Here is a 21,669-nt window from a genome sequence, read left to right as displayed (position 1 = left end):
GGGCCGGACGCCCCTTCGCACACCGACCGCCCGCCGGGAATCCCGGCGGGCGGTCGGCATGTACGGGCGCCGGCTGCGGCTAGCGCAGACCGGTGGAGCGGCGCAGGGCCGCCTGGATCAGGCGGTCCACCAGCTCCGGGTACTCGATGCCCGACTCCTGCCACATCCGCGGGTACATGGAGATCGGGGTGAAGCCCGGCATCGTGTTGATCTCGTTGATGACGAACGTGCCGTCCTCGGTGAGGAAGAAGTCGGCGCGCACCAGGCCCTCGCAGGACGCGGCGTCGAACGCCTCGATGGCGAGCCGCTGCACCTCGGCGGTCTGCTCCGGAGTGAGCGGAGCGGGCACCAGACCGGAGGCGGAGTCGATGTACTTCGCCTCGAAGTCATAGAAGTCGTGGCTGGAGACCGGGGGGATCTCCGCGGGCACGCTCGCGCGCGGCCCGTCCTCGAACTCCAGCACCCCGCACTCGATCTCGCGGCCGCGCAGCAGCGCCTCCACGATGATCTTCGGGTCGTGGCGCTGGGCCTCGTGGACCGCCGCGTCCAGGCCGGAGGCGTCGTCGACCTTGGTGATGCCGATGGAGGAGCCGGCCCGGGCGGGCTTGATGAAGAGCGGCCAACCGTGCTCGCCGGCGAAGTCCAGGATCCGTGCCGTGGCGGCGTCCCGGTCGGCGTCCCACTCGCGGGGCCGGATGGTCACGTACGGGCCGACGGGGAGGCCGAAGGAGGTGAAGACCCGCTTCATGTACTCCTTGTCCTGGCCGACGGCGGAGGCGAGGACGCCCGAGCCGACGTACGGGATGCCGGAGAGCTCCAGGAGGCCCTGCAGGGTGCCGTCCTCGCCGTACGGGCCGTGCAGCATCGGGAAGACGACGTCGACCTCGCCCAGCGCCTTGGGGACGGCGCCCGGCTCGGTGTAGACGACCTCGCGGTTGGCCGGGTCGACGGAGAGCACGACGGCGCCGTCCTCGGAGTCCGCGAGCTCCTCGACGCTCGGGAGCTTGCGGTCGGCGATGGCCATCCGCGCGGGCTCGTCGGCGGTCAGCGCCCACCGGCCGTCCGTGGTGATGCCGATGGGCAGCACCTCGTACTTGGACCGGTCGATGGAGCGCAGCACGGCGCCCGCGGTGACGACCGAGATGGCGTGTTCCGAGCTGCGGCCGCCGAACACGACGGCCACGCGGGGCTTGCGGCCCTGCTGCTCAGGGGTCTGGGGGAGGTTCTCGCTGCTCATATCGCCACGACGATACCCGGTCGGGCGTCCGGAAAGGAGTCAGCGGCGTTCCGGTTTGGCGCTGCGCCCCATCAGTTCCTTCAGCGCGACCAGCGGCGGCTTGCCGTGGTGGACGATGTCGACGACGGTGTCGGTGATCGGCATGTCCACCCCGTGGCGGCGGGCCAGATCGGCCACCGACTGGCAGGACTTGACGCCCTCGGCGGTCTGCTTGGTGACCGCGATGGTCTCCTCCAGCGTCATTCCGCGGCCGAGGTTGGTGCCGAAGGTGTGGTTGCGGGAGAGCGGCGAGGAGCAGGTGGCGACGAGGTCGCCGAGGCCCGCGAGACCGGAGAAGGTGAGCGGGTCGGCGCCCATCGCCAGGCCCAGCCGGGTCGCTTCGGCCAGGCCCCGCGTGATGAGGGAGCCCTTGGTGTTGTCGCCCAGGCCCATGCCGTCCGCGATGCCGACGGCGAGGCCGATGACGTTCTTGACGGCGCCGCCCAGCTCGCAGCCGATGACGTCGGTGCTCGTGTACGGGCGGAAGTACGGGGTGTGGCAGGCGGCCTGGAGGCGCTGCGCGACGGCCCCGTCGGAGCAGGCGACGACGGCGGCGGCCGGCTGGCGGGCGGCGATCTCACGGGCCAGGTTGGGGCCGGTGACGACGGCGACGCGCTCGGCGGGGACCTTGGCCACCTCCTCGATGACCTCGCTCATCCGCTTGGCACTGCCGAGTTCGATGCCCTTCATCAGGGAGACGAGAACGGCGTCGGCGGGCAGCAGCGGGGCCCATTCGGCGAGGTTGCCGCGCAGGGTCTGGGAGGGGATGGCGAGGACCACGAAGTCGGCGCCGGCCGCGGCCTCGGCCGGGTCGGTGGTGGCGCGCATGTTCGCGGGCAGTTCGACGTCCGGGAAGTAGTCCGGGTTGGTCCGGCCGGTGTTGATGGCGTCGACGACCTCGGCGCGGCGGCCCCACAGGGTCACCTCGCAGCCCGCGTCGGCGAGCACGATGCCGAAGGCCGTGCCCCAGGAGCCGGTTCCGAAGACGGCGGCCTTCACGGGACGTGTCACTTGTGGTCCTCCCCCGCGGCCTTGCGCCGCTGTTCCAGCCTGGCCTTGCGATGGTCGTACGGCTGCTCGGGCGCCTTCTCCCCGCGCAGCTCCTCCAGCAGCTCCGTGATGGCCGCCATGATGGTCTCGGTGACCTCCTTGAGCACGTCCGGGGTGGGCTCCCGGTCGTAGAACTCGGAGAGGTCCACGGGGGGTCCGGCCAGTACCTGGAGGGTCTTGCGCGGGAACAGGCGGACCTTGTCCTCCTTGGCGTACGGCGGCATGGCGAGGTTCGCGCCCCACTGGGCCACCGGAATGACGGGCGCCTTCGTCATCAGCGCCACCCGCGCCGCGCCGGTCTTGCCGGCCATCGGCCACATGTCCGGATCGCGGGTGAGGGTGCCCTCCGGATAAAAGGCCACGCATTCGCCGCGCTCGATCGCGTCCACGGCGGCCCGGAATGCGTCCAGGGCGTTGGTGGTCTCGCGGTAGACGGGGATCTGGCCGGAGCCGCGCAGGATCGCGCCGACAATGGGGACCTTGAAGAGGGCCGCCTTCGCGAGCAATCGGGGCACCCGGCCGGTGTTGTACTGGAAGTGCGCGTAGGAGAGCGGGTCCAGATACGAGTTGTGATTGACGGCCGTGATAAACCCGCCGTCGGCCGGAATGTGATCCATTCCCCGCCAGTCCCGCTTGAAGAGCACCACCAGCGGCGGTTTTGCGATGACCGCGGCCAGGCGGTACCAGAAGCCGATTCTGCGGCGGGACACTCGGACACCTTCCTCTAGGACCGGTGCGCGGCTTGGGCACCCCTTCGGCCGGACAAGTGTGGCCTCAGGTCCGGTCTCTGTCGAGAACACCGTACGCCCCGCCCGGAGCACCGGACCTCCGGGTCGACCGGGCAGAGGCGACAATGGGCCGACGCATGACCGGGCCATGACCCGGCCATGGTCCGCGCATGGACGGACGCGCACCGCAGGGAAGGGGGCCGCCACGAACGCGGTCTGGAGTCTGGTGGTCCCGCTGAAGCCCCTGGCGGAGGCCAAGAGCCGGCTGGCGGCGGCCGTGGGGGCATCGCGCCCCGGGCTCGCGCTGGCGTTCGCGCAGGACACCGTGGCGGCGGCGCTGGCCTGCGCGGCGGTCGCGGATGTGGTGGTCGTCACGGACGACGCCGGGGCCGGAAGGGAACTGGCGCGGCTGGGGGCGCGGGTCGTGCCGGACCTCCCGGCCGCCGGGCTCAACGCGGCGCTGGCCCACGGGGCGCGGGAGATACGCCGGGCCCGGCCCGGGGCGGCGGTGGCGGCGATGAACGCGGATCTGCCCGCGCTGCGGCCGCCGGAATTGCTACGCGTGCTCGAAACCGCATCCGCATTTCCGCGGGCATTTCTGGCGGACGCGGCGGGAATCGGCACGACCCTGCTTTCCGCCGCGCCGGACGTGGAATTGGCACCCTCGTTCGGAGGTCCGTCACGGGCCCGGCATTCGGCCTCGGGAGCTGCGGAAATAGTCCTGCCGGACGTCGAGAGCGTCCGCCGGGACGTGGACACGGGGGCGGATCTGCGGACGGCCCTCGCCCTCGGTGTGGGCCGTCACACGGCCCGATACAGTGCCCGTATGCAGGCGACCGCGTACACGTACGACTCCCAGACCCGCAGCGGCAGTGTGCTGCTGGACGACGGCACCCCGGTGCCCTTCGAGGCCCCGGCCTTCGACGCGGGCGGCCTGCGGCTGCTGCGGCCCGGGCAGCGGGTCCGGATCGAGACGGACGGCGAGGGGCCGGCCCTGCGGATCACGCTGGTCACCCTGCAGACCTTCTGACCCGTACCACTGCACCCATCCTGACCTGCACGGACAGCACCGCGGGCCGGCTTCCCCAGGAGGGGGAAGCCGGCCCGGCGTGTGTGACTCGTGGCCTTACTTCTTGCGGGCCGTGGTCTTCTTCGCGGTGGTCTTGCGCGCCGTCGTCTTCTTGGCGGGCGCCGTGGTCTTCGCGGTGGCCTTCTTGGCCGCCGGAGCCGTCTTCTTGGCGGTGGCGGTGGTCTTCTTCGCCGTCGTCGCGGCCTTCTTGGCCGTGGCGGTGGTCTTCTTCGCCGTCGCCGTGGTCTTCTTCGCGGCGGTCTTGGCGACCACCTTCTTGGCGACGACCTTCTTCGCGGTGGTCTTCTTGGCGACCGCGGTCTTCGCCGCCGCCTTCTTGGCGGTGGTGGCCTTCTTGGCCGCGGCCTTCTTGACCGTCGCGGAAGCTCCGCCGGAAAGGCTGCCCTTGGGTGCCTTCTTCACCGACACCTCGCCGCCCTTGGGCAGCTTCTTGGTGCCCGCGACCAGGTCCTTGAAGCCCTGGCCCGCGCGGAAGCGGGGAACAGAGGTCTTCTTGACCCGGACGCGCTCACCCGTCTGCGGGTTGCGGGCGTAGCGGGCCGGGCGGTCGACCTTCTCGAACGAGCCGAAGCCCGTGACCGAGACCCGGTCTCCCGCGACCACAGCGCGGACCATCGCGTCCAGTACCGCGTCGACAGCGTCCGCGGCCTGCTGGCGGCCGCCCAGCTTGTCGGCAATCGCTTCTACGAGCTGCGCCTTGTTCACGTCTTCCCCTTCGGAGACTTCGCCAGAACGAATGTGTTCAAGCTTATTTCGCACGTTAGGCGGATATATACCGCAAATCAAACACGAAACGGGCTAATCACCCTAGTGCCGCAACGGTGTAGGTCGTTACGGAGTTCCTTCGCATCAGTCGCCTTCAGGGAATCGACCCTCGTCGAGGTCCTTCATCAACCTGTCCAGGCGCCTTGCCGCATCGGCGAGATCGTGCTTCGCCGCGGCCGTGACGACCAACAGCTTCCGGGACAGCGCCATCCTTACGCCCTCCGGGACTTGCAGTGTGCGCACCCTTGTGTGTGCTTCTTTCAGCCGGTCCGCGACGAGTTCGTAGAGCTCAAGTTGACTGTCGCGTTCCATGCACAGATTGTGCCATCTGGGGCGAGTTGTCGCCTCACGGGGCCTCAACACACGGCTGTGCCCCCCGCCTGAAGGCGGGGGGCACAGTGTTGTCGATGTGATCACCCGGAGGTGAATAAGCGCTGATCAGGCTGGAATCAGACCCTAATCGTGCGCGGCTTGAAGCTCGGTCGGGCGCTTTCGTACGTGTCGATGTCCGCTTCGTTCTGAAGGGTGAGCGAGATGTCGTCCAGGCCCTCCAGCAGACGCCAGCGGGCGTTGTCGTCGAGTTCGAACTCCGCCTCGATTCCCGCCGCGCGGACCTGGCGGGCGACCAGGTCGACCGTCACCTCGGCGGTCGGGTCGGCCTCGGTCAGCTCCCACAGCCGGTCGACGGTCTCCTGCGGCAGGACCACCGTCAGCAGACCGTTCTTCAGCGAGTTGCCGCGGAAGATGTCGGCGAAGCGGGAGGAGATGACCGTCTTGAAGCCGAAGTTCTGCAGGGCCCAGACGGCGTGCTCGCGCGAGGAGCCGGTGCCGAAGTCGGGACCGGCGATCAGCACGGTCGCACCCTGGCGCTCGGGGCGGTTCGTGACGAACTCGGGGTCCTTGCGCCAGGCCTCGAAGAGCCCGTCCTCGAACCCGTCGCGGGTGATCTTCTTCAGCCAGTGGGCCGGGATGATCTGGTCGGTGTCGACGTTGGAGCGGCGCAGCGGGACGGCCCGGCCGGTGTGGGTGGTGAAGGCTTCCATGGTTCAGACTCCGGCGGTCGCGGTGGCGTCGGACAGGTCGGCGGGCGAGGCCAGATGGCCCAGCACCGCGGTGGCCGCGGCCACCTGCGGGGAGACCAGGTGGGTCCGCCCGCCCTTGCCCTGCCGGCCCTCGAAGTTGCGGTTGGAGGTGGACGCGGAGCGCTCACCGGGGGCCAGTTGGTCGGGGTTCATGCCCAGGCACATCGAGCAGCCCGCGTGCCGCCATTCGGCGCCGGCCTCCTTGAAGACCTTGTCCAGGCCCTCCTCCACGGCCTGCAGGGCGACCCTGACGGAACCCGGGACGACCAGCATCCGTACGCCGTCGGCGACTTTGCGGCCCTCGATGATCCCCGCGACGGCGCGCAGGTCCTCGATGCGGCCGTTGGTGCACGAACCTACGAAGACGGTGTCGACCTTGATGTCGCGCAGCGGCTGCCCGGCCGTCAACCCCATGTACTCCAGGGCCTTTTCGGCGGCGTGGCGCTCCGAAGCGTCCTCGTACGAAGCAGGGTCGGGGACGTTGGCCGACAGCGGCGCGCCCTGGCCCGGGTTGGTGCCCCAGGTGACGAACGGGGACAGCGCGGCGCCGTCGATGACGACCTCGGCGTCGAAGACCGCGTCCTCGTCGGTGCGCAGGGTCTTCCAGTACGCGACCGCGGCGTCCCAGTCCTCGCCCTCGGGGGCGTGGTCGCGGCCCTTCAGGTAGTCGAAGGTGGTCGCGTCGGGGGCGATCATGCCCGCGCGGGCACCGGCCTCGATCGACATGTTGCAGATGGTCATGCGCGCTTCCATCGAGAGCTTCTCGACGGCCTCGCCGCGGTATTCCAGGATGTAGCCCTGGCCGCCGCCGGTGCCGATCTTCGCGATGATCGCGAGGATCAGGTCCTTGGCCGTGACGCCCTCGGCCAGCTCGCCGGTGACGGTGATCGCCATCGTCTTGGGGCGGGCCAGCGGCAGCGTCTGGGTGGCCAGCACGTGCTCGACCTGGCTGGTGCCGATGCCGAAGGCCAGCGCGCCGAAGGCGCCGTGCGTGGAGGTGTGCGAGTCGCCGCAGACCACGGTGGTGCCCGGCTGGGTCAGGCCCAGCTGCGGTCCCACCACGTGGACGACGCCCTGCTCGACATCGCCCAGGGAGTGCAGGCGGACGCCGAACTCGGCGCAGTTCGCCCGCAGCGTCTCCAGCTGGGCCCGGGAGACCGGGTCGGCGATCGGCTTGTCGATGTCCAGGGTGGGGGTGTTGTGGTCCTCGGTGGCGATGGTGAGGTCGAGCCGCCGGACCTTGCGGCCGGCCTGGCGCAGGCCCTCGAAGGCCTGGGGGCTGGTCACCTCGTGCAGCAGGTGCAGATCAATGAAGAGGAGGTCGGGCTCGCCCTCGGCGCGCCGGACGACATGGTCGTCCCAGACCTTCTCCGCGAGTGTCCTACCCATCGCTTTCCCTCCGGCTCACCGTCCCGGACCCAGTGGTTCGTGGACCCGTACATACAGACTCGCTGGTTCTTGGAAAAATTGAACTTGCGTTTCACAGTGTGAGACGCGAATATCGTTTCATGGACAACTCTAGCGGCGTCGGCGTTCTCGACAAGGCAGCTCTGGTACTGAGCGCACTGGAGTCCGGTCCGGCCACCCTCGCCGGGCTGGTCGCGGCGACAGGGCTCGCACGACCCACGGCACATCGCCTGGCCGTGGCACTGGAACACCACCGGATGGTGGCGAGGGACATGCAGGGCCGGTTCATCCTCGGACCGCGGCTGGCGGAGCTCGCCGCCGCGGCCGGCGAGGACCGCCTGCTGGCCACGGCGGGACCGGTACTCACCCACCTCCGTGACGTGACGGGCGAGAGCGCGCAGCTCTACCGCCGTCAGGGAGACATGCGCATCTGCGTGGCGGCCGCCGAGCGGCTGTCGGGCCTGCGGGACACCGTCCCGGTGGGTTCGACGCTCCCGATGAAGGCGGGCTCGGCCGCGCAGATCCTGATGGCCTGGGAGGAGCCCGAGCGGCTCCACCGCGGGCTGCAGGGCGCGCGCTTCACGGCGACGGCCCTGTCGGGCGTACGGCGCCGCGGCTGGGCGCAGTCGATCGGCGAGCGGGAGCCCGGTGTGGCGTCCGTCTCCGCGCCGGTGCGCGGGCCGTCGAACCGCGTGGTGGCCGCCGTGTCGGTCTCCGGGCCGATCGAGCGCCTGACCCGCCACCCGGGCCGGATGCACGCCCAGGCCGTCATCGACGCGGCCGCCCGCCTGTCGGAGGCGCTGCGCCGCTCCGGCTGAGGCCCTCCCGGCCGCAGGCCCTTCCCCCACTCCCCCGGGCCCGGGGGCGCGTACGACGCCGCACACGTCCGAACACGCGCCTCCGGGCCCGCACTTGTACGGGGCCGGGCATCGGCACCGGGTGCGTACGGGAACAGCGAAGAGGCCCTCCGCGATGAACGCGGAGGGCCTCTTCCGTGCGTACCCCCGACCGGATTCGAACCGGCGCTACCGCCTTGAGAGGGCGGCGTGCTAGGCCGCTACACAACGGGGGCTTGCTCTGTACTGCGCTGGGCTACCAGGACTCGAACCTAGAACAAAGGAACCAGAAACCTTCGTGTTGCCAATTACACCATAGCCCAATGTGATCTATACCAGACCAGTACCCCCGACCGGATTCGAACCGGCGCTACCGCCTTGAGAGGGCGGCGTGCTAGGCCGCTACACAACGGGGGCCCTAGCGATCCTGCATCAAGACGTCCGGGAGCTACCCAATGAGATCTTGCGGGAAGGATCTGTACCCCCGACCGGATTCGAACCGGCGCTACCGCCTTGAGAGGGCGGCGTGCTAGGCCGCTACACAACGGGGGCTAAGCACTGCGTTACTGCTGCACTGCGCTGGGGTACCAGGACTCGAACCTAGAATAAGGGAACCAGAAACCCTCGTGTTGCCAATTACACTATACCCCACCGAAAGTCAACCCCTTGGGGGGCTTTTCTTTCGAGTGGCGCCTCCGTCCGGCCTTTCGGCCCGCTCCGGCGGCGCAGAAAGAACATTACCGGATGCCTGACCGTGCTCCAAAACGGGTATCCGAGGCCAGCAGCTCCGGGAGCCGGGCGAGACCGGCGATCCGGTGCACGCCCTCGGGGCCCGGCCCGCGCCCGCCGTCCCGGTCGAGCCAGATCGCGGTCAACCCGGCGTCTCGCGCGCCGCGCGCGTCGATCTCCGGCTGGTCCCCCACGTACGCGACCTCGCCCGGCGGCAGCCCGAGCGCCTCGCATGCGGCGAGGAAGGCCCGCGCCTCCGGTTTGCTGACGCCCAGTTCCGCCGCGCAGAGCAGCACCTCGAAGCGCTCGCGCAGGCCGAGATGGCGCAGCTTCGGGTCCTGGTTGGCCGTGGAGGAGTTGGAGAGCACCCCGTGGCGGTAACCGCCCGCGAGGGCGTCCAGTGCGGGCACGACGTCGGGGAACAGGGTCCAGGCGGCCTTGTAGTGCACGACGTACCGGTCGAACCAGTCGTCGGCCTCGGCGGGGCCCATGTCGGGCTCGCCGAGGAAGTCCCGTACGCGGTCGCGGCGCTGCTCCTGGAACGTCACCTCTCCGGCGGCGAAGCGGTCCCAGTGGCGGGTGGTGGTCTCCCGCCACAGCGCGAGCGCCTGCGCGGGGGACCCGTACCGCTCCGCGACGCCCTCCTCGGCGAGCCGGCGCGCGAGGCCGGCCCTGTCGGCCCCGGTGTAGTCGAACAGGGTGTCGTCGATGTCCCACAGCACTGCGCGGATCGGCATGCCTACGACGCTACGACATCGCGGGGCGCCGTCTGAAGGGTTTGCCTATGTCGGCCGTCCCCGGTACGCGTCGGGGGGCGGCGGCCGGAAGTTCCGGCTGCCGCCCCCCGAGGGACGTGCGTACGGGCTGCGCCTACGCGGCGAGCTTCGCCAGGGCCGCATCGATGCGGGACAGCGAGCGCTCCTTGCCCAGGATCTGGAGGGACTCGAAGAGCGGCAGGCCGACCGTGCGGCCGGTGACGGCCACGCGGACCGGGGCCTGCGCCTTGCCGAGCTTGAGGCCGTGGGCCTCGCCGGCGGTCAGGACGGCCTGCTTGAGGGACTCGGGGTCGCTCCAGTCGGCGGCGTCGAGGTTGGCGCGGGCGGTGGTCAGGAGGGCCGCGGGCTCGCCCTTCATGGCCTTGTCCCACGACGGCTGGTCCTCGACCGGCTCCTTCAGGAACAGGAAGTCGACGTTGGCCGTGATGTCGGAGAGGACCGTGACGCGGGTCTGGGCGTACGGCGCGATGGCCGCCCAGGCCTCGGCGTCGAAGTCCTCGGGCGCCCAGTTGGCGTGCGGGGCCCGGAGCCACGGGGTGCAGGCGTCCGCGAAGGCCTTCGGGTCGAGGAGGCGGATGTGGTCGCCGTTGATCGACTCGGCCTTCTTGAGGTCGAAGCGCGCCGGGTTGGCGTTCACGCCGTCGATGTCGAACTTCGCCACCATCTCCTCGATCGAGAAGACGTCCTGGTCCTTGGAGAAGGACCAGCCGAGGAGCGAGAGGTAGTTCAGCAGGCCCTCGGGGAGGAAGCCGCGCTCGCGGTACAGGTTGAGCGAGGACTCGGGGTCGCGCTTGGAGAGCTTCTTGTTGCCCTCGCCCATCACGTACGGCAGGTGGCCGAACTGCGGGACGTCCGTGGCGACGCCGATCTCCATCAGCGCCTTGTACAGCGCGATCTGGCGCGGGGTGGAGGACAGCAGGTCCTCGCCGCGCAGCACGTGCGTGATCTGCATCAGCGCGTCGTCGACCGGGTTGACGAGCGTGTACAGCGGCGCGCCGTTGGCCCGCAGGATGCCGAAGTCGGGCACGTTCTCCGGGGTGAAGGTCAGCTCGCCGCGGACCAGGTCGGTGAAGGTGATCGGCTCGTCCGGCATCCGGAAGCGGACGATCGAGGGGCGGTGCTCGCCCTGGTACGCCTCCAGCTGGACCTGGGTGAGCTCGCGGCAGTGGCCGTCGTAGCCGGAGGGCTTGCCGGCGGCGCGGGCGGCGGCGCGGCGCGCGTCCAGCTCCTCGGTGGTGCAGTAGCAGTCGTAGGCGTACCCGCCCTCGCGCAGGCGCTGGGCGACGTCCGCGTAGATGTCCATGCGCTCGGACTGGCGGTACGGGGCGTGCGGGCCGCCGACCTCGGGGCCCTCGTCCCAGGTGAAGCCGAGCCAGCGCAGCGAGTCGAGCAGCTGCTCGTACGACTCCTCGGAGTCGCGGGCCGCGTCGGTGTCCTCGATGCGGAAGACGAACGTACCGCCGTGGTGCCGGGCGAACGCCCAGTTGAAGAGGGCGGTCCGGACGAGGCCCACGTGGGGGTTGCCGGTGGGGGAGGGACAGAAACGTACGCGGACGTTCGCGTTAGCCACGCTTGATCACCTTGTTGGTGAGAGTGCCGATGCCTTCGATGGTGACGGCGACCTCGTCGCCGACGTTGAGGGGGCCGACTCCGGCCGGGGTCCCCGTGAGGATGACGTCGCCGGGGAGCAGCGTCATGGCCTCGGTGATGTGGACGATCAGGTCCTCGATGGAGCGGACCATGTCGCTGGTGCGGCCGAGCTGGCGCTGTTCGCCGTTGACGGTGCACTGGATGGTCAGGTCGCTCGGGTCGAGGTCGGTCTCGATCCAGGGGCCGAGGGGGCAGGAGCTGTCGAAGCCCTTGGCCCGGGCCCACTGCTTCTCGCGCTGCTGGACGTCGCGCGCGGTGACGTCGTTGGCGCAGGTGTAGCCGAGGATCACGTCCTTGACGCGCTCCTTCGGGACCTCGCGGCACATGCGGCCGATGACCACGGCGAGCTCCGCCTCGTGGTGGAGGTCCTGGGAGAAGGAGGGGTACGTGATCGGGTCGCCGGGGCCGACCACCGAGGTGGAGGGCTTGAAGAAGGTGATCGGCGCCTCGGGACGGCCTTGATCGTCGACGATGGCGTTGCCGAGCTCCGCCGCGTGCTCCGCGTAGTTGCGGCCGATGGCCACGACCTTGTTCGGGAGCACGGGCGGCAGCAGGCGGACCTTGTTCAGCGGGACCTTCGTGCCCGAGAGCTCGAAGTCCGCGAACGGGATGCCCTTGATGATGTCGAGGACGAGCTCACCCTCGGCGCCGGGGGCAGTGCTGCCCTCGACCGCGCCGAACGCGACATTGCCGTCGATGGAGAACCTGGCGATGCGCACGTGTTGCGTCTGCCCCTCTGTATTTCCGCTGGCTGGAGTCTGCGCGTCCAGGCTAACGCGGCGGGCAGCGGCGCTTCGCGCTGCTTTTCCCGAGTGGCCTACTGCGCGGCGGCGACCGGCGCGTCCATCAGGATCGTGCGGCGCGGGTTCGCGGTCTGGGCGGGCAGCTCGACGGCGTGCTCCGAAGCCTCGACCGCCTGCAGCTCTTCGGCGTCCTTGAGGTGCGCGAGGGTGGTGCGGCGGGGGTTGGCTATGTTGCGGAACATCATCGTCGTCTTCACGGTGTTTCGGGCCCTCGGCTCGTTGTCGGGTGCGGGTTGTCGGATCCTTCAACCCTGTAAAGGGCAAGGCTAAACATCCGATTCCCCGGCCCAACGGGGAAGTAATGGCCACGGCTGTGTGAGTTTGCTCACCCATGACCCGGCAATACGGGCATAACGGGCAGTCAATTTCGGGTGGCGAAACGGACATTGCGCCACTGAATCAGCCATTCCGCTCCTGATCATCTCGACTGGGACACCTTGCCAGCCACCGCGTTTGGTCGGCGTAAGTCCGATTCATCCCGAAAGGCGTACCACATCGCGTGACGCCTCCATTGCGGACCGTCACCGCCACTCCAGGCCGACACGCGCACCTTGTTGGAGATCCGCCACTGTGCTGGAATTCGCGGGACCGCCGCGGGAACAGCCGGCGCGCAGGTGGCGCGACACAGCGCCGCGCGCGGCGGCAAGGAGAGGGAGACGCGCCGGTCACCGACGACCACCATGGGGCCGAAATGCCCCACGACTCGACACCGTCCCACCGGTCGCCCGGCGGGACGCCTGGTCCAGAGGTTGCGACGCTAGTGCAGGGACGATTCAAGAGGGATGGCAGCGCTGCGGCGGAGCAGGAGCCGCGCGGCGGGACCGACCGTGGCTCCTCGCCCCAGCACGCCCAGAACCGCGGGCCGGCTGCCGACGGCGCAGGCTCCGACTCCTCCACCACGGTGAACGCGGTGAAGGCGAAGGCGCGCCTCAAGCCCCGGGGCAAGACGAAGAGCGAAGAGCCGGCCGACAAGGACGTGGCGATACCGAAGGCCCCCAGCGGGCCCGGTTCGCGACTCGCCATGCAGAACTGGCGCATCAGCACGCGACTCGTGTCGCTGCTGACCCTGCCGGTCGTCGCCGCCACCACGCTCGGTGGCTTCCGCATCAACGACTCGCTCAACGACATCAGCCAGCTGGAGCACATGCAGCTGCTCACGACGATGACCCGGCAGGCCACCAACCTGGCCGCCATGCTCCAGGAGGAGCGGGACAAGTCGGCGGGTCCGCTGTCGGTCGACCGGTCGGGCAAGCCCAACAGCCTCGTCGCGGGCGTACGCGATCAGACCGACGCCGCCGCCAAGGCCTTCCAGGCCGCGACCGACAAGGTCGACAGCGCGGAGGACAAGGACGAGACCCTCAAGTCGATCCGCAACAACATCCTGCAGATCGGCCGCCAGCTCACCGGCATCGAGGAAATCCGCAAGAAGGCGTACCAGAACGGCGCCCAGCAGACCGTCACCGAGTACAACGCGCTGATCGTCTCGCTGCTCTCGCTCTCCCAGGACATGGCGCAGGCCACCTCCAGCCCGGAGATGATCAAGCGCACGCGTGCCCTGGCGGCCTTCTCCTCCGCCAAGGAGTACGCCTCGATCCAGCGCGCCGTCATCGCCGCATCGCTCCCCGAGAGCAGCGACAAGCCGGGCACGCTCACCGAGAACGACCGCCTGTACGCCCTCTCCGCGCTCCGCGGCGAGAGCCAGGCGAAGAAGACCTTCGAACTCGTCTACCAGGGCAAGCCCGAGGAACTCCTCGCGGCGCTCGGCGACGGCAACACGGAGATCGGCACCGCCGACCACTACGCGCGCCGCGTCCTGAGCACCCAGGGGCAGTTCGGCAAGGAGAAGAACCGGTCCTGGATGGACTGGTACGACGCGGACGACACCAAGCTCCAGGCCATGAAGGTCATCGAGCTGACCCTGCTCGAGGACATGGAGCAGAAGGCCCGCGAGCTCAAGAACTCCTCGCAGCAGGACGCCATCATCAACGGTGCCCTGATCCTGCTCGTCCTCGGCGTCTCCCTCGTCGGCGCGTTCGTCATGGCGCGGTCGATGATCCGCTCGCTGCGCCGCCTGCAGGACACCGCGACCCGGGTCGCCCAGGACCGACTGCCCGAGCTCGTCAAGCAGCTGTCCGAGTCCGACCCGCAGGACGTGGACACGTCCGTGGAGTCGGTCGGCCTGCACACCCGCGACGAGATCGGCCAGGTGGCCGCGGCCTTCGACGACGTGCACCGCGAGGCCGTCCGCCTCGCCGCCGAGCAGGCCCTCCTCCGGGGCAACGTCAACGCGATGTTCACCAACCTCTCGCGCCGTTCGCAGGGCCTCATCCAGCGCCAGCTCTCGCTCATCTCCGAGCTGGAGTCGCGCGAGGCCGACCCGGACCAGCTGTCCTCGCTCTTCAAGCTCGACCACCTCGCGACCCGCATGCGCCGTAACGGCGAAAACCTCCTCGTCCTCGCGGGCGAGGAGCCGGGCCGCCGGTGGACCCGCCCCGTCCCGCTCGTCGACGTGCTCCGCGCCGCCGCGTCCGAGGTGGAGCAGTACGAGCGCATCGAACTCGCGTCGGTGCCCGGCACCGACGTCGCCGGCCGCGTGGTCAACGACCTCGTGCACCTCCTCGCCGAGCTGCTGGAGAACGCCACGTCGTTCTCCTCCCCGCAGACGAAGGTCAAGGTCACCGGTCACGCGCTGCCCGACGGCCGCGTGCTCGTCGAGATCCACGACACCGGCATCGGCCTCTCCCCCGAGGACCTCGCCGCGATCAACGAGCGGCTCGCTTCGCCGCCGACCGTGGACGTCTCCGTCTCCCGCCGCATGGGCCTGTTCGTGGTCGGCCGCCTGTCCCTGCGACACGGCATCCGCATCCAGCTGCGCCCCTCCGACTCGGGCGGTACGACGGCCCTCGTCATGCTCCCGGTGGACGTCGCCCAGGGCGGCAAGAAGCCGGGTCCGATGCCGGGCCAGGGCGGCCCCGGCGGTCCGGGCTCCGGTGCTCCGCAGGGCATGCCGGGCGGTTCGGCGCAGGGTTCGGTCCCGGGCGGCGGCGCACGCCAGCCCGTCGGCGCCGGCCAGCAGCGCGGCCAGGTCTCCGGCGGCGCGCAGCGCGCCGCGCTGCCGGGCCGCGACGGCGGTCCGGGCCAGCAGGGCCCGCAGGGCGGTCCCGGTGCGCGTCCGCAGCAGGGCGGCCCGGGTGCCCGTCCGCAGGGCGGTCCGGGCATGACCGGCAAGCCGGGTGCCCCGACCTCCCAGGGCCAGGGTGCCTTCGGTGACGGCGCCTTCGGCGGCGGTGCCCCGCTGCCGGGCCGCGGTCCGGCCGGCGGTCCCGCCTCCCGTCCGATGCCCGCGCCCACCGGCTCCGGCCAGGGCGGGTTCCCGCAGGGCAACGGCTTCGAGCGTCCGCAGCCCCCGCAGCAGCAGCCCGCCCCGACGGGCCCGGTCCCCTCGGCCCAGGCGCCCTCCGCCCCGGCTCCGCGCGGCTCCCGGCCGCAGCTGCCGCCGCGCGGCGGCGCCGCGCGTCCGGAGCTTCCGGGTGCGGCCGGCGGTCCCGCCGGGATCCCGCAGACCACCAGCTGGGGCGCCGACCAGGCGCGCCACGGCGGCCACGAGGTCCCGCGCGGCCACGACGAGCTCTCGGGCCCCGGTTCGACGGCCGAGTTCCCCCGTCCGGACTTCAACGCCCCGCGCCCGCCGGCCGGCAACAGCACCACCGGCCAGTTCGAGCGCCCGGAGCCGCGCGGTGCGGCGGACCCGTCCACCACGGGCCAGTTCGCCCGCCCGGACTTCCAGGCCCCGCGGCCCGGCGGTCCCGGTGTCGGCGGCTACGCCGCCCAGCAGCCGCAGGCTCCGCAGCTGCCGCAGGCGCACCAGCCGGAGGCGCTGCCGCCGGCCCCGAGCAGCGGCAACGAGCGCAGCCCGATCTTCGACACGCTGGAGTCGAACTGGTTCCACCAGGAGGGCCCGCAGCCTTCCGGTGCGGCGCCGGTTCCCCAGCAGCCGCAGCATTCCGCCCCGGCTCCGGCTCCCCAGCAGCGCCTGCAGCAGCCGCTGCCGCAGCGCGGCCAGGAGCCCGCGGCCGAGCCCGCCCAGACGACCGGCAGCTCGCCGACCGTCAGCTGGCGGTCCTCGCCCAACGACGAGCTGATGCGGCAGGCCGAGCGCGTGCGCCAGCCCGCCGCCGGCGGCATCACCACCTCGGGGCTGCCCCGCCGAGTACCGCGGGCGAACCTCGTGGCCGGCACCGCGCAGCAGCAGTCCGACGCACAGTCGGGCCCGCAGGTCTCGCGAGCGCCGGACGACGTCCGCGGCCGTCTGACCAACCTCCGACGGGGTATCCAGCAGGGCCGTCAGGCCGGCAACAACGGCCCGGCGACCGGCAGTTACCACATCGACCCCACTTACCAGCAGGAGCGTTAGTTGAGTTCGATGAGCCAGGCGGCACAGAACCTGAACTGGTTGATCACCAACTTCGTGGACAACACCCCCGGGGTGTCCCACACGGTGGTGGTCTCCGCCGACGGCCTCCTTCTGGCGATGTCCGAGGGCTTCCCCCGGGACCGCGCCGATCAGCTGGCGGCCGTGGCCTCCGGTCTGACGTCGCTGACCGCAGGAGCCTCCCGCATCTTCGAGGGTGGCGCCGTCAACCAGACCGTGGTCGAGATGGACCGGGGATTCCTCTTCCTCATGTCCGTCTCGGACGGTTCCTCCCTGGCCGTGCTCGCGCACCCCGAGTGCGACATCGGCCTCGTCGGCTACGAGATGGCCCTCCTCGTGGACCGCGCCGGCAGCGTCCTCACCCCGGACCTCCGCGCGGAGCTGCAGGGAAGCCTGCTCATCTGACGTCACATCTCCCGGCCGGACGGTACTTCCGGCCGGGGGACCGGGCGCCAGCCCCGGAACCCAGTACCCCCGACAGGCCGTCATACCTTCCCCCCACCGGCCGCCCCGTCAGACGGCACGCTGACCACTGCTGTCCAGCCCGGAGGATCAATGACCCCGCCCCCCGCCTACTCCGATTCGTACGGCGACTCGTCGTACTCGGAAGGCGATCAGCCGCTCGTTCGCCCGTACGCGATGACCGGCGGACGGACCCGGCCCCGCTACCAGCTCGCCATAGAGGCGCTGGTCAGCACCACGGCCGATCCGATGCACCTGTCCGGCCTGCTTCCCGAGCACCAGCGCATCTGCACGCTGTGCCGCGAGGTCAAGTCGGTCGCGGAGGTCTCCGCACTGCTGTCGATGCCGCTCGGTGTCGCCCGGATCCTCGTCGCCGACCTGGCCGAGGCCGGAATGGTGGCCATCCACCAGCCGGGCAATGGAGAGGCCGGCGGCACGCCGGATGTAACGCTGCTCGAAAGGGTGCTCAGTGGACTTCGCAAGCTCTAATGGCGGAACCGCCCGCTCCACCACCTCCGCGAAGATCGTGGTGGCGGGCGGGTTCGGCGTGGGCAAGACCACGTTCGTCGGGGCCGTCTCGGAGATCAATCCGCTGCGCACCGAGGCCGTCATGACGTCCGCGTCCGCCGGCATCGACGATCTGACCCACACCGGGGACAAGACGACCACCACGGTCGCCATGGACTTCGGCCGCATCACCCTGGACCAGGACCTCATCCTGTACCTGTTCGGCACACCCGGACAGGACCGCTTCTGGTTCATGTGGGACGACCTCGTCCGCGGCGCCATCGGTGCGATCGTGCTCGTCGACACCCGCCGGCTCGCCGACTGCTTCCCCGCGGTCGACTACTTCGAGAACAGCGGGCTGCCGTTCGTCGTGGCCCTCAACGGCTTCGAGGGACACCAGCCCTACACCCCCGAGGAAGTCCGCGAGGCCCTGCAGATCGGGCCGGACGCCCCGATCATCACCACCGACGCCCGCCACCGGGCGGACGCCAAGAGTGCGCTCATCACGCTCGTCGAGCACGCCCTCATGGCCCGACTCAAGTAACACGACTCGGGTAACGGCGCTCAAGGGGCACCACTCAAGTACCACGGGTTCTTCACAACGTGAGAGGGCGGGCTGTGTCATAGGACACGGCCCGCCCTCTCGGTTCATAACGTTTCGACAGTGAATTGCCGCCACTTGGACACAGGGCGCGGTCGGGCGGTGCCGCTGCGCTCACAACTGGCTCCATTTTTGCCGCAGCTCGCTCCTTATGTCCGTTTTATGCGTGACATAAGGCTCTGGGAATGGCCGATTTCAACTGTTTGGAACACGGCCGTTAAGCGTGCTGGAATTCAACTAACTAGCTAGTAGCACCGCCGGAAGGTTGTTGGTCGAGTGAGGCGAAGCAACTCAAGCCCCGCGGATGAACCCGCGCGCGGCAACTTCACCCCGCCGCAGCGCGCGGGCACGTCGTCCGTCGACGTACCCGTCGACCCGCCGGCGAAGAGCGGCAGCACCAGCAGGTTCTCCCCCCGCAACTGGCGCGTGCCGACCAAGCTGAACGCCATCCTGCTCGTCCCCGTCCTCGTCGGACTGGTGATGGGCGGCTTCCAGGTGAAGGGCTCGGTCGACCGCTGGAACGAGGCCAAGGACGCCGAGAAGACGGCCCGCATCGTCCAGGCGGCGGCCGAATACGGCCAGGCCCTCCTCAACGAGCGCGACCTGACGGCCGAACCCCTCCTCAAGGGCGACCGGAACAACGAGTCCGTCGCGAAGGCCTACGCGGCCACCGACGCGGCCAAGGAGAAGTTCGCCCAGGCCTCGAAGGACCTCCCCGCCAACTCGGGACTCGAACGGCGCCTGGAGCTCTTCCGCCAGGAGGAGCCCAAGCTCGCGGCCGTCCGGCAGTCGGCGTACGCCGCGCAGGAGACCGCGAAGAAGAACCCGCCGAGCGCGAACGGTCCGATCCCGACCGAAGAGGGGTACGTGCTGGTCCAGCACTACCTCATGACCTTCTCCAACGAGCTCGGCCTGGGCACCGGCAACGTCACCAGCTACGGCCGCATGGTCTACGCGGTCGAGCTGGCCAAGGCCGCGAACTCGCTCCAGCGCTCGGTCGGCACCCACCTGCTGGTGCGCCCGAACGAGAACGAGGACATCCGCAAGGCCCAGCTCGTCGCCTTCTCCTCGTACGCCTACCTCGAGGACATCGCGATCGGCGAGTACGTCGCGGCCGGCACCGAGGAGGACGTGAAGCGCCTCCAGGACGTGATGGGCAAGAAGTCCCAGGAGGGCGCCGAGAAGCTCGCGGCGGCCAAGCGGGCGGCCGAGCAGGCCGGCACCCCCTTCAAGGCGCCGCCGATCGTGAACAACTCCGCCCTCACCGGCATGACCGAGGCGATCGCCAGCGGCGAGCCCAAGAACAAGGTCATCGCGGGCGGCACCACCCCCCAGGCCTGGCAGGCCGGCGCCACCGCCAAGTTCGAGGGCTACGCCGAGATCGAGAAGGACCTCCTCGCCAAGGCCGTGACCGACTCGGTCGCCGTCTCCGACGAGGCCCGCACCGACGCCATCTGGACCGGCGCCATCGTGGTCGTGGCCCTGCTCGCCGCGTTCATCCTGGCCGGCATGATGGCCCGCCAGATGAGCAACTCGATGCGCCGGCTGCGCACCGCCGCCTTCGACGTGGCCGAGCAGCGCCTGCCGATGCTCGTCGACCAGCTCTCGCGCACCGACCCGGGCAAGGTCGACACCCGTGTCGCGCCGATCCCGATCAACTCCCAGGACGAGATCGGCGAGGTCGCCCGCGCCTTCGACCAGGTCCACCGGGAAGCGGTCCGGCTCGCGGCCGAGCAGGCGCTGCTGCGAGGCAACGTCAACGCGATCTTCACCAACCTCTCCATACGCAACCAGTCGCTGATCGAGGGCCAGCTGACCCTCATCACCGACCTGGAGAACAACGAGGCCGACCCGGACCAGCTGGAGAACCTCTTCCGCCTGGACCACCTGGCCACCCGTATGCGCCGCAACGGCGAGAACCTCCTCATCCTCGCGGGTGAGGAACCTGGCCGCCGCTGGGACCAGCCGGTCCCCCTCGTCGACGTCCTGCGCGCCGCCTCCTCCGAGGTGGAGCAGTACGAGCGCATCGAGCTCTCGGGCGTCTCCGAGGCCGAGATCCACGGCCAGGCCGTGACCGACCTCGTGCACCTGCTCGCCGAGCTCCTGGAGAACGCCACCACGTTCTCCTCCCCGCAGACCAAGGTCCGCGTCAACGCCACGCGTCTGCCCGACGGCCGCGTGATGGTCGAGATCCACGACAAGGGCATCGGCCTCACCGCCGAGGACTTCGCGGACATCAACCACAAGCTGGCCAACCCGCCGACCGTGGACGCCGCGATCTCCCAGCGCATGGGTCTGTTCGTGGTCGGCCGGCTGGCGGACCGCCACAGCATCCGCGTCCAGCTGCGCCCCTCGGGCGAGGCCGCCGGCACCACGTCGCTGGTCATGCTCCCGGACGCGATCACCCATGGTGGTGGCGGCGAGGGGATCCCGGACGACGACTTCACGGTGTCGTCGATGATCCCGCAGCAGCAGGCGCAGCAGGCCGTCCCGATGCGTACGGCCGCCGAGCTGGGCTTCGACGACTCCCGCTACGAGGGCAGGGGCGCCGAGGAGCAGGGCGACGGCACCGGGCTGGACCCGGTGGGCCGCTCCCTGGCCCAGCAGGAGCGCCGTGCCGCGCTCGAGGCCCAGGTGGGCTACGGGCAGGAGCAGCAGGGCGACTTCGCCGAGCAGGAGTATGCGGAACCCCAGCCGGAGCACGGGTACCAGCCGTACCAGGGCTACGAGCAGCAGCCCGAGCAGGGCTACGACACCTCGTACGACTCCCGGCAGGCCCCCGTCGCCCAGCAGGGCTACGAGGCGTACCCGCAGCAGGACTACGGTTATCCGGAAGCCGGATACCAGGATCGTCAGCAGGACGCCCCGGCGTTCGACGGCGGCTATGCGCCCCAGTCCCCGCAGGCGGAGTGGCCCGAGCAGAACACCTACTCGGGCGGCTACCAGCAGGGCTACGGGACCGAATCGGAACTCCCGGCCGCTCCCGAACCCGCCCCGGACCGCGTAGGCTTCGACCGTCCGGGCGCCGCTGCCGACACCGGCCACGAAGTGACCGGAGCGGGCCTGCCGCGCCGCGGCAGCCAGCAGCAGTGGCAGCCGGCACGGAAGGAAGCGGAGTCCACCGGATCCCTCTTCGAGCAGCGGCCGCAGCGACAGCAGCAGCCCGCCGCCCCGGAGCGGGACGAGGAAGGCAGCGAAGCGTGGCGCTCGAACAACGACGAGCGCTGGCAGCAGGCCGCCAAGCTCCGTGAGCCGAAGGCGGGCGGGGTCACCCCGTCCGGTCTCCCTCGGCGCGTACCCAAGGCCAACCTGGTCGAGGGTGCGGCGGAGACGACCCCGCAGGGCGGCCCCCAGGTCTCCCGCGCACCGGAGGACGTCCGCGGCAGGTTGAGCAACCTGCGGCGCGGTGTCCAGCAGGGGCGCAGCGCGGGTTCCGAGCAGTCAAGTAACAGCTATGACCAGGAGCGTTAGTGTG

General features: G+C 70.4%; 17 protein-coding genes, 5 tRNA genes and 1 pseudogene. 7 read left to right on the top strand and 16 right to left on the bottom strand.

Going from position 1 to position 21,669, the window contains the following annotated elements; genetic code table 11:
- Positions 1-79 precede the first annotated feature (79 nt).
- The 3 genes from ACFYZS_RS03360 to ACFYZS_RS03350 are packed head-to-tail and all read right to left on the bottom strand — an operon-like array spanning position 80 to position 3,036.
- Positions 80-1,237 carry a D-alanine--D-alanine ligase family protein gene (locus tag ACFYZS_RS03360; RefSeq protein ID WP_389006209.1) on the bottom strand — a complete coding sequence of 386 codons (1,158 nt, stop codon included), beginning with the start codon at positions 1,235-1,237 and terminating at the stop codon, positions 80-82.
- Positions 1,238-1,276: 39 nt separating this feature from the next.
- Positions 1,277-2,287 carry an NAD(P)H-dependent glycerol-3-phosphate dehydrogenase gene (locus ACFYZS_RS03355; protein ID WP_389006207.1) on the bottom strand — a complete coding sequence of 337 codons (1,011 nt, stop codon included), beginning with the start codon at positions 2,285-2,287 and terminating at the stop codon, positions 1,277-1,279.
- Complete coding sequence (locus ACFYZS_RS03350; protein ID WP_389006205.1) at positions 2,284-3,036, bottom strand: lysophospholipid acyltransferase family protein; 753 nt, start codon at positions 3,034-3,036, stop codon at positions 2,284-2,286. The genes ACFYZS_RS03355 and ACFYZS_RS03350 overlap by 4 nt, the downstream gene beginning before the upstream one ends.
- 166 nt (positions 3,037-3,202) lie before the next feature.
- On the opposite strand from ACFYZS_RS03350, the pseudogene cofC reads away from it, so the two are divergent.
- Positions 3,203-3,877: pseudogene (cofC, locus tag ACFYZS_RS03345) on the top strand (2-phospho-L-lactate guanylyltransferase); the annotation flags it as partial.
- Positions 3,878-4,180: 303 nt separating this feature from the next.
- On the opposite strand, the gene ACFYZS_RS03340 reads toward cofC, so the two are convergent.
- The 4 genes from ACFYZS_RS03340 to leuC form a co-directional block, all read right to left on the bottom strand.
- Positions 4,181-4,849: an HU family DNA-binding protein gene (locus tag ACFYZS_RS03340; protein ID WP_389006203.1), complete on the bottom strand. Its 669-nt coding sequence runs from the start codon at positions 4,847-4,849 to the stop codon at positions 4,181-4,183.
- Positions 4,850-4,993: 144 nt separating this feature from the next.
- The gene (locus ACFYZS_RS03335; RefSeq protein WP_008739877.1) at positions 4,994-5,221 is read right to left on the bottom strand and encodes a hypothetical protein; all 228 of its coding nucleotides are present in this window, start codon (positions 5,219-5,221) and stop codon (positions 4,994-4,996) included.
- 137 nt (positions 5,222-5,358) lie between these two features.
- Complete coding sequence (leuD, locus tag ACFYZS_RS03330) at positions 5,359-5,952, bottom strand: 3-isopropylmalate dehydratase small subunit (RefSeq protein ID WP_048475959.1); 594 nt, start codon at positions 5,950-5,952, stop codon at positions 5,359-5,361.
- Positions 5,953-5,955: 3 nt separating this feature from the next.
- Complete coding sequence (gene leuC, locus ACFYZS_RS03325) at positions 5,956-7,380, bottom strand: 3-isopropylmalate dehydratase large subunit (RefSeq protein ID WP_389006200.1); 1,425 nt, start codon at positions 7,378-7,380, stop codon at positions 5,956-5,958.
- A 119-nt stretch (positions 7,381-7,499) separates the two neighbouring features.
- On the opposite strand from leuC, the gene ndgR reads away from it, so the two are divergent.
- Complete coding sequence (gene ndgR, locus ACFYZS_RS03320) at positions 7,500-8,216, top strand: IclR family transcriptional regulator NdgR (protein WP_037837458.1); 717 nt, start codon at positions 7,500-7,502, stop codon at positions 8,214-8,216.
- Positions 8,217-8,397: 181 nt separating this feature from the next.
- On the opposite strand, the gene ACFYZS_RS03315 is transcribed toward ndgR, so the two are convergent.
- The 9 genes from ACFYZS_RS03315 to ACFYZS_RS03275 form a co-directional block, all read right to left on the bottom strand.
- A tRNA-Glu gene (locus ACFYZS_RS03315) sits at positions 8,398-8,470 on the bottom strand.
- Between the two features lie 15 nt (positions 8,471-8,485).
- Positions 8,486-8,557, bottom strand: a tRNA-Gln gene (locus tag ACFYZS_RS03310).
- Between the two features lie 21 nt (positions 8,558-8,578).
- Positions 8,579-8,651, bottom strand: a tRNA-Glu gene (locus tag ACFYZS_RS03305).
- Between the two features lie 62 nt (positions 8,652-8,713).
- Positions 8,714-8,786, bottom strand: a tRNA-Glu gene (locus tag ACFYZS_RS03300).
- A gap of 27 nt (positions 8,787-8,813) precedes the next feature.
- A tRNA-Gln gene (locus ACFYZS_RS03295) sits at positions 8,814-8,885 on the bottom strand.
- 86 nt (positions 8,886-8,971) lie between these two features.
- The gene (locus ACFYZS_RS03290; protein WP_389006198.1) at positions 8,972-9,700 is read right to left on the bottom strand and encodes an HAD family hydrolase; all 729 of its coding nucleotides are present in this window, start codon (positions 9,698-9,700) and stop codon (positions 8,972-8,974) included.
- A gap of 133 nt (positions 9,701-9,833) precedes the next feature.
- Positions 9,834-11,309 carry a glutamate--tRNA ligase gene (gltX, locus tag ACFYZS_RS03285; RefSeq protein ID WP_389006196.1) on the bottom strand — a complete coding sequence of 492 codons (1,476 nt, stop codon included), beginning with the start codon at positions 11,307-11,309 and terminating at the stop codon, positions 9,834-9,836.
- Positions 11,302-12,108: a fumarylacetoacetate hydrolase family protein gene (locus ACFYZS_RS03280; protein WP_389006194.1), complete on the bottom strand. Its 807-nt coding sequence runs from the start codon at positions 12,106-12,108 to the stop codon at positions 11,302-11,304. The genes gltX and ACFYZS_RS03280 overlap by 8 nt, the downstream gene beginning before the upstream one ends.
- A 98-nt stretch (positions 12,109-12,206) precedes the next feature.
- Entirely contained in the window at positions 12,207-12,389 is a 183-nt protein-coding gene (locus ACFYZS_RS03275) for a hypothetical protein (protein WP_389006192.1), read from the bottom strand.
- Between the two features lie 563 nt (positions 12,390-12,952).
- Between ACFYZS_RS03275 and ACFYZS_RS03270 the strand changes: the two genes are divergently transcribed.
- The 5 genes from ACFYZS_RS03270 to ACFYZS_RS03250 all read left to right on the top strand — a co-directional run bounded on the left by ACFYZS_RS03270 (position 12,953) and on the right by ACFYZS_RS03250 (position 21,665).
- Positions 12,953-16,606 carry a nitrate- and nitrite sensing domain-containing protein gene (locus ACFYZS_RS03270; RefSeq protein WP_389006190.1) on the top strand — a complete coding sequence of 1,218 codons (3,654 nt, stop codon included), beginning with the start codon at positions 12,953-12,955 and terminating at the stop codon, positions 16,604-16,606.
- Positions 16,607-16,615: 9 nt separating this feature from the next.
- The gene (locus tag ACFYZS_RS03265) at positions 16,616-17,029 is read left to right on the top strand and encodes a roadblock/LC7 domain-containing protein (protein ID WP_008739864.1); all 414 of its coding nucleotides are present in this window, start codon (positions 16,616-16,618) and stop codon (positions 17,027-17,029) included.
- A gap of 150 nt (positions 17,030-17,179) precedes the next feature.
- Positions 17,180-17,575 carry a DUF742 domain-containing protein gene (locus ACFYZS_RS03260; protein WP_048475965.1) on the top strand — a complete coding sequence of 132 codons (396 nt, stop codon included), beginning with the start codon at positions 17,180-17,182 and terminating at the stop codon, positions 17,573-17,575.
- The gene (locus ACFYZS_RS03255) at positions 17,556-18,137 is read left to right on the top strand and encodes an ATP/GTP-binding protein (RefSeq protein ID WP_048475966.1); all 582 of its coding nucleotides are present in this window, start codon (positions 17,556-17,558) and stop codon (positions 18,135-18,137) included. Before ACFYZS_RS03260 ends, ACFYZS_RS03255 begins: the two co-directional genes overlap by 20 nt.
- Before the next feature lie 333 nt (positions 18,138-18,470).
- Positions 18,471-21,665 carry a nitrate- and nitrite sensing domain-containing protein gene (locus ACFYZS_RS03250; RefSeq protein WP_389006188.1) on the top strand — a complete coding sequence of 1,065 codons (3,195 nt, stop codon included), beginning with the start codon at positions 18,471-18,473 and terminating at the stop codon, positions 21,663-21,665.
- Positions 21,666-21,669: the final 4 nt, after the last annotated feature.

It is taken from the genome of Streptomyces sp. NPDC001903, from assembly GCF_042891345.1.
Taxonomy (GTDB): Bacteria; Actinomycetota; Actinomycetes; order Streptomycetales; family Streptomycetaceae; genus Streptomyces.
The sequence above is the reverse complement of the archived record's forward strand: the minus strand, read 5'-3'. Positions and strand labels throughout refer to the sequence as shown.

Bases quoted from the DNA above. Each gene is read 5' to 3' on its own strand.
- ACFYZS_RS03360 (WP_389006209.1), bottom strand. From the start codon at position 1,237: ATGAGCAGCGAGAACCTCCCCCAGACCCCTGAGCAGCAGGGCCGCAAG.
- ACFYZS_RS03335 (WP_008739877.1), bottom strand. From the start codon at position 5,221: ATGGAACGCGACAGTCAACTTGAGCTCTACGAACTCGTCGCGGACCGG.
- leuD (WP_048475959.1), bottom strand. From the start codon at position 5,952: ATGGAAGCCTTCACCACCCACACCGGCCGGGCCGTCCCGCTGCGCCGC.
- leuC (WP_389006200.1), bottom strand. From the start codon at position 7,380: ATGGGTAGGACACTCGCGGAGAAGGTCTGGGACGACCATGTCGTCCGG.
- ndgR (WP_037837458.1), top strand. From the start codon at position 7,500: ATGGACAACTCTAGCGGCGTCGGCGTTCTCGACAAGGCAGCTCTGGTA.
- ACFYZS_RS03290 (WP_389006198.1), bottom strand. From the start codon at position 9,700: ATGCCGATCCGCGCAGTGCTGTGGGACATCGACGACACCCTGTTCGAC.
- ACFYZS_RS03265 (WP_008739864.1), top strand. From the start codon at position 16,616: ATGAGCCAGGCGGCACAGAACCTGAACTGGTTGATCACCAACTTCGTG.
- ACFYZS_RS03260 (WP_048475965.1), top strand. From the start codon at position 17,180: ATGACCCCGCCCCCCGCCTACTCCGATTCGTACGGCGACTCGTCGTAC.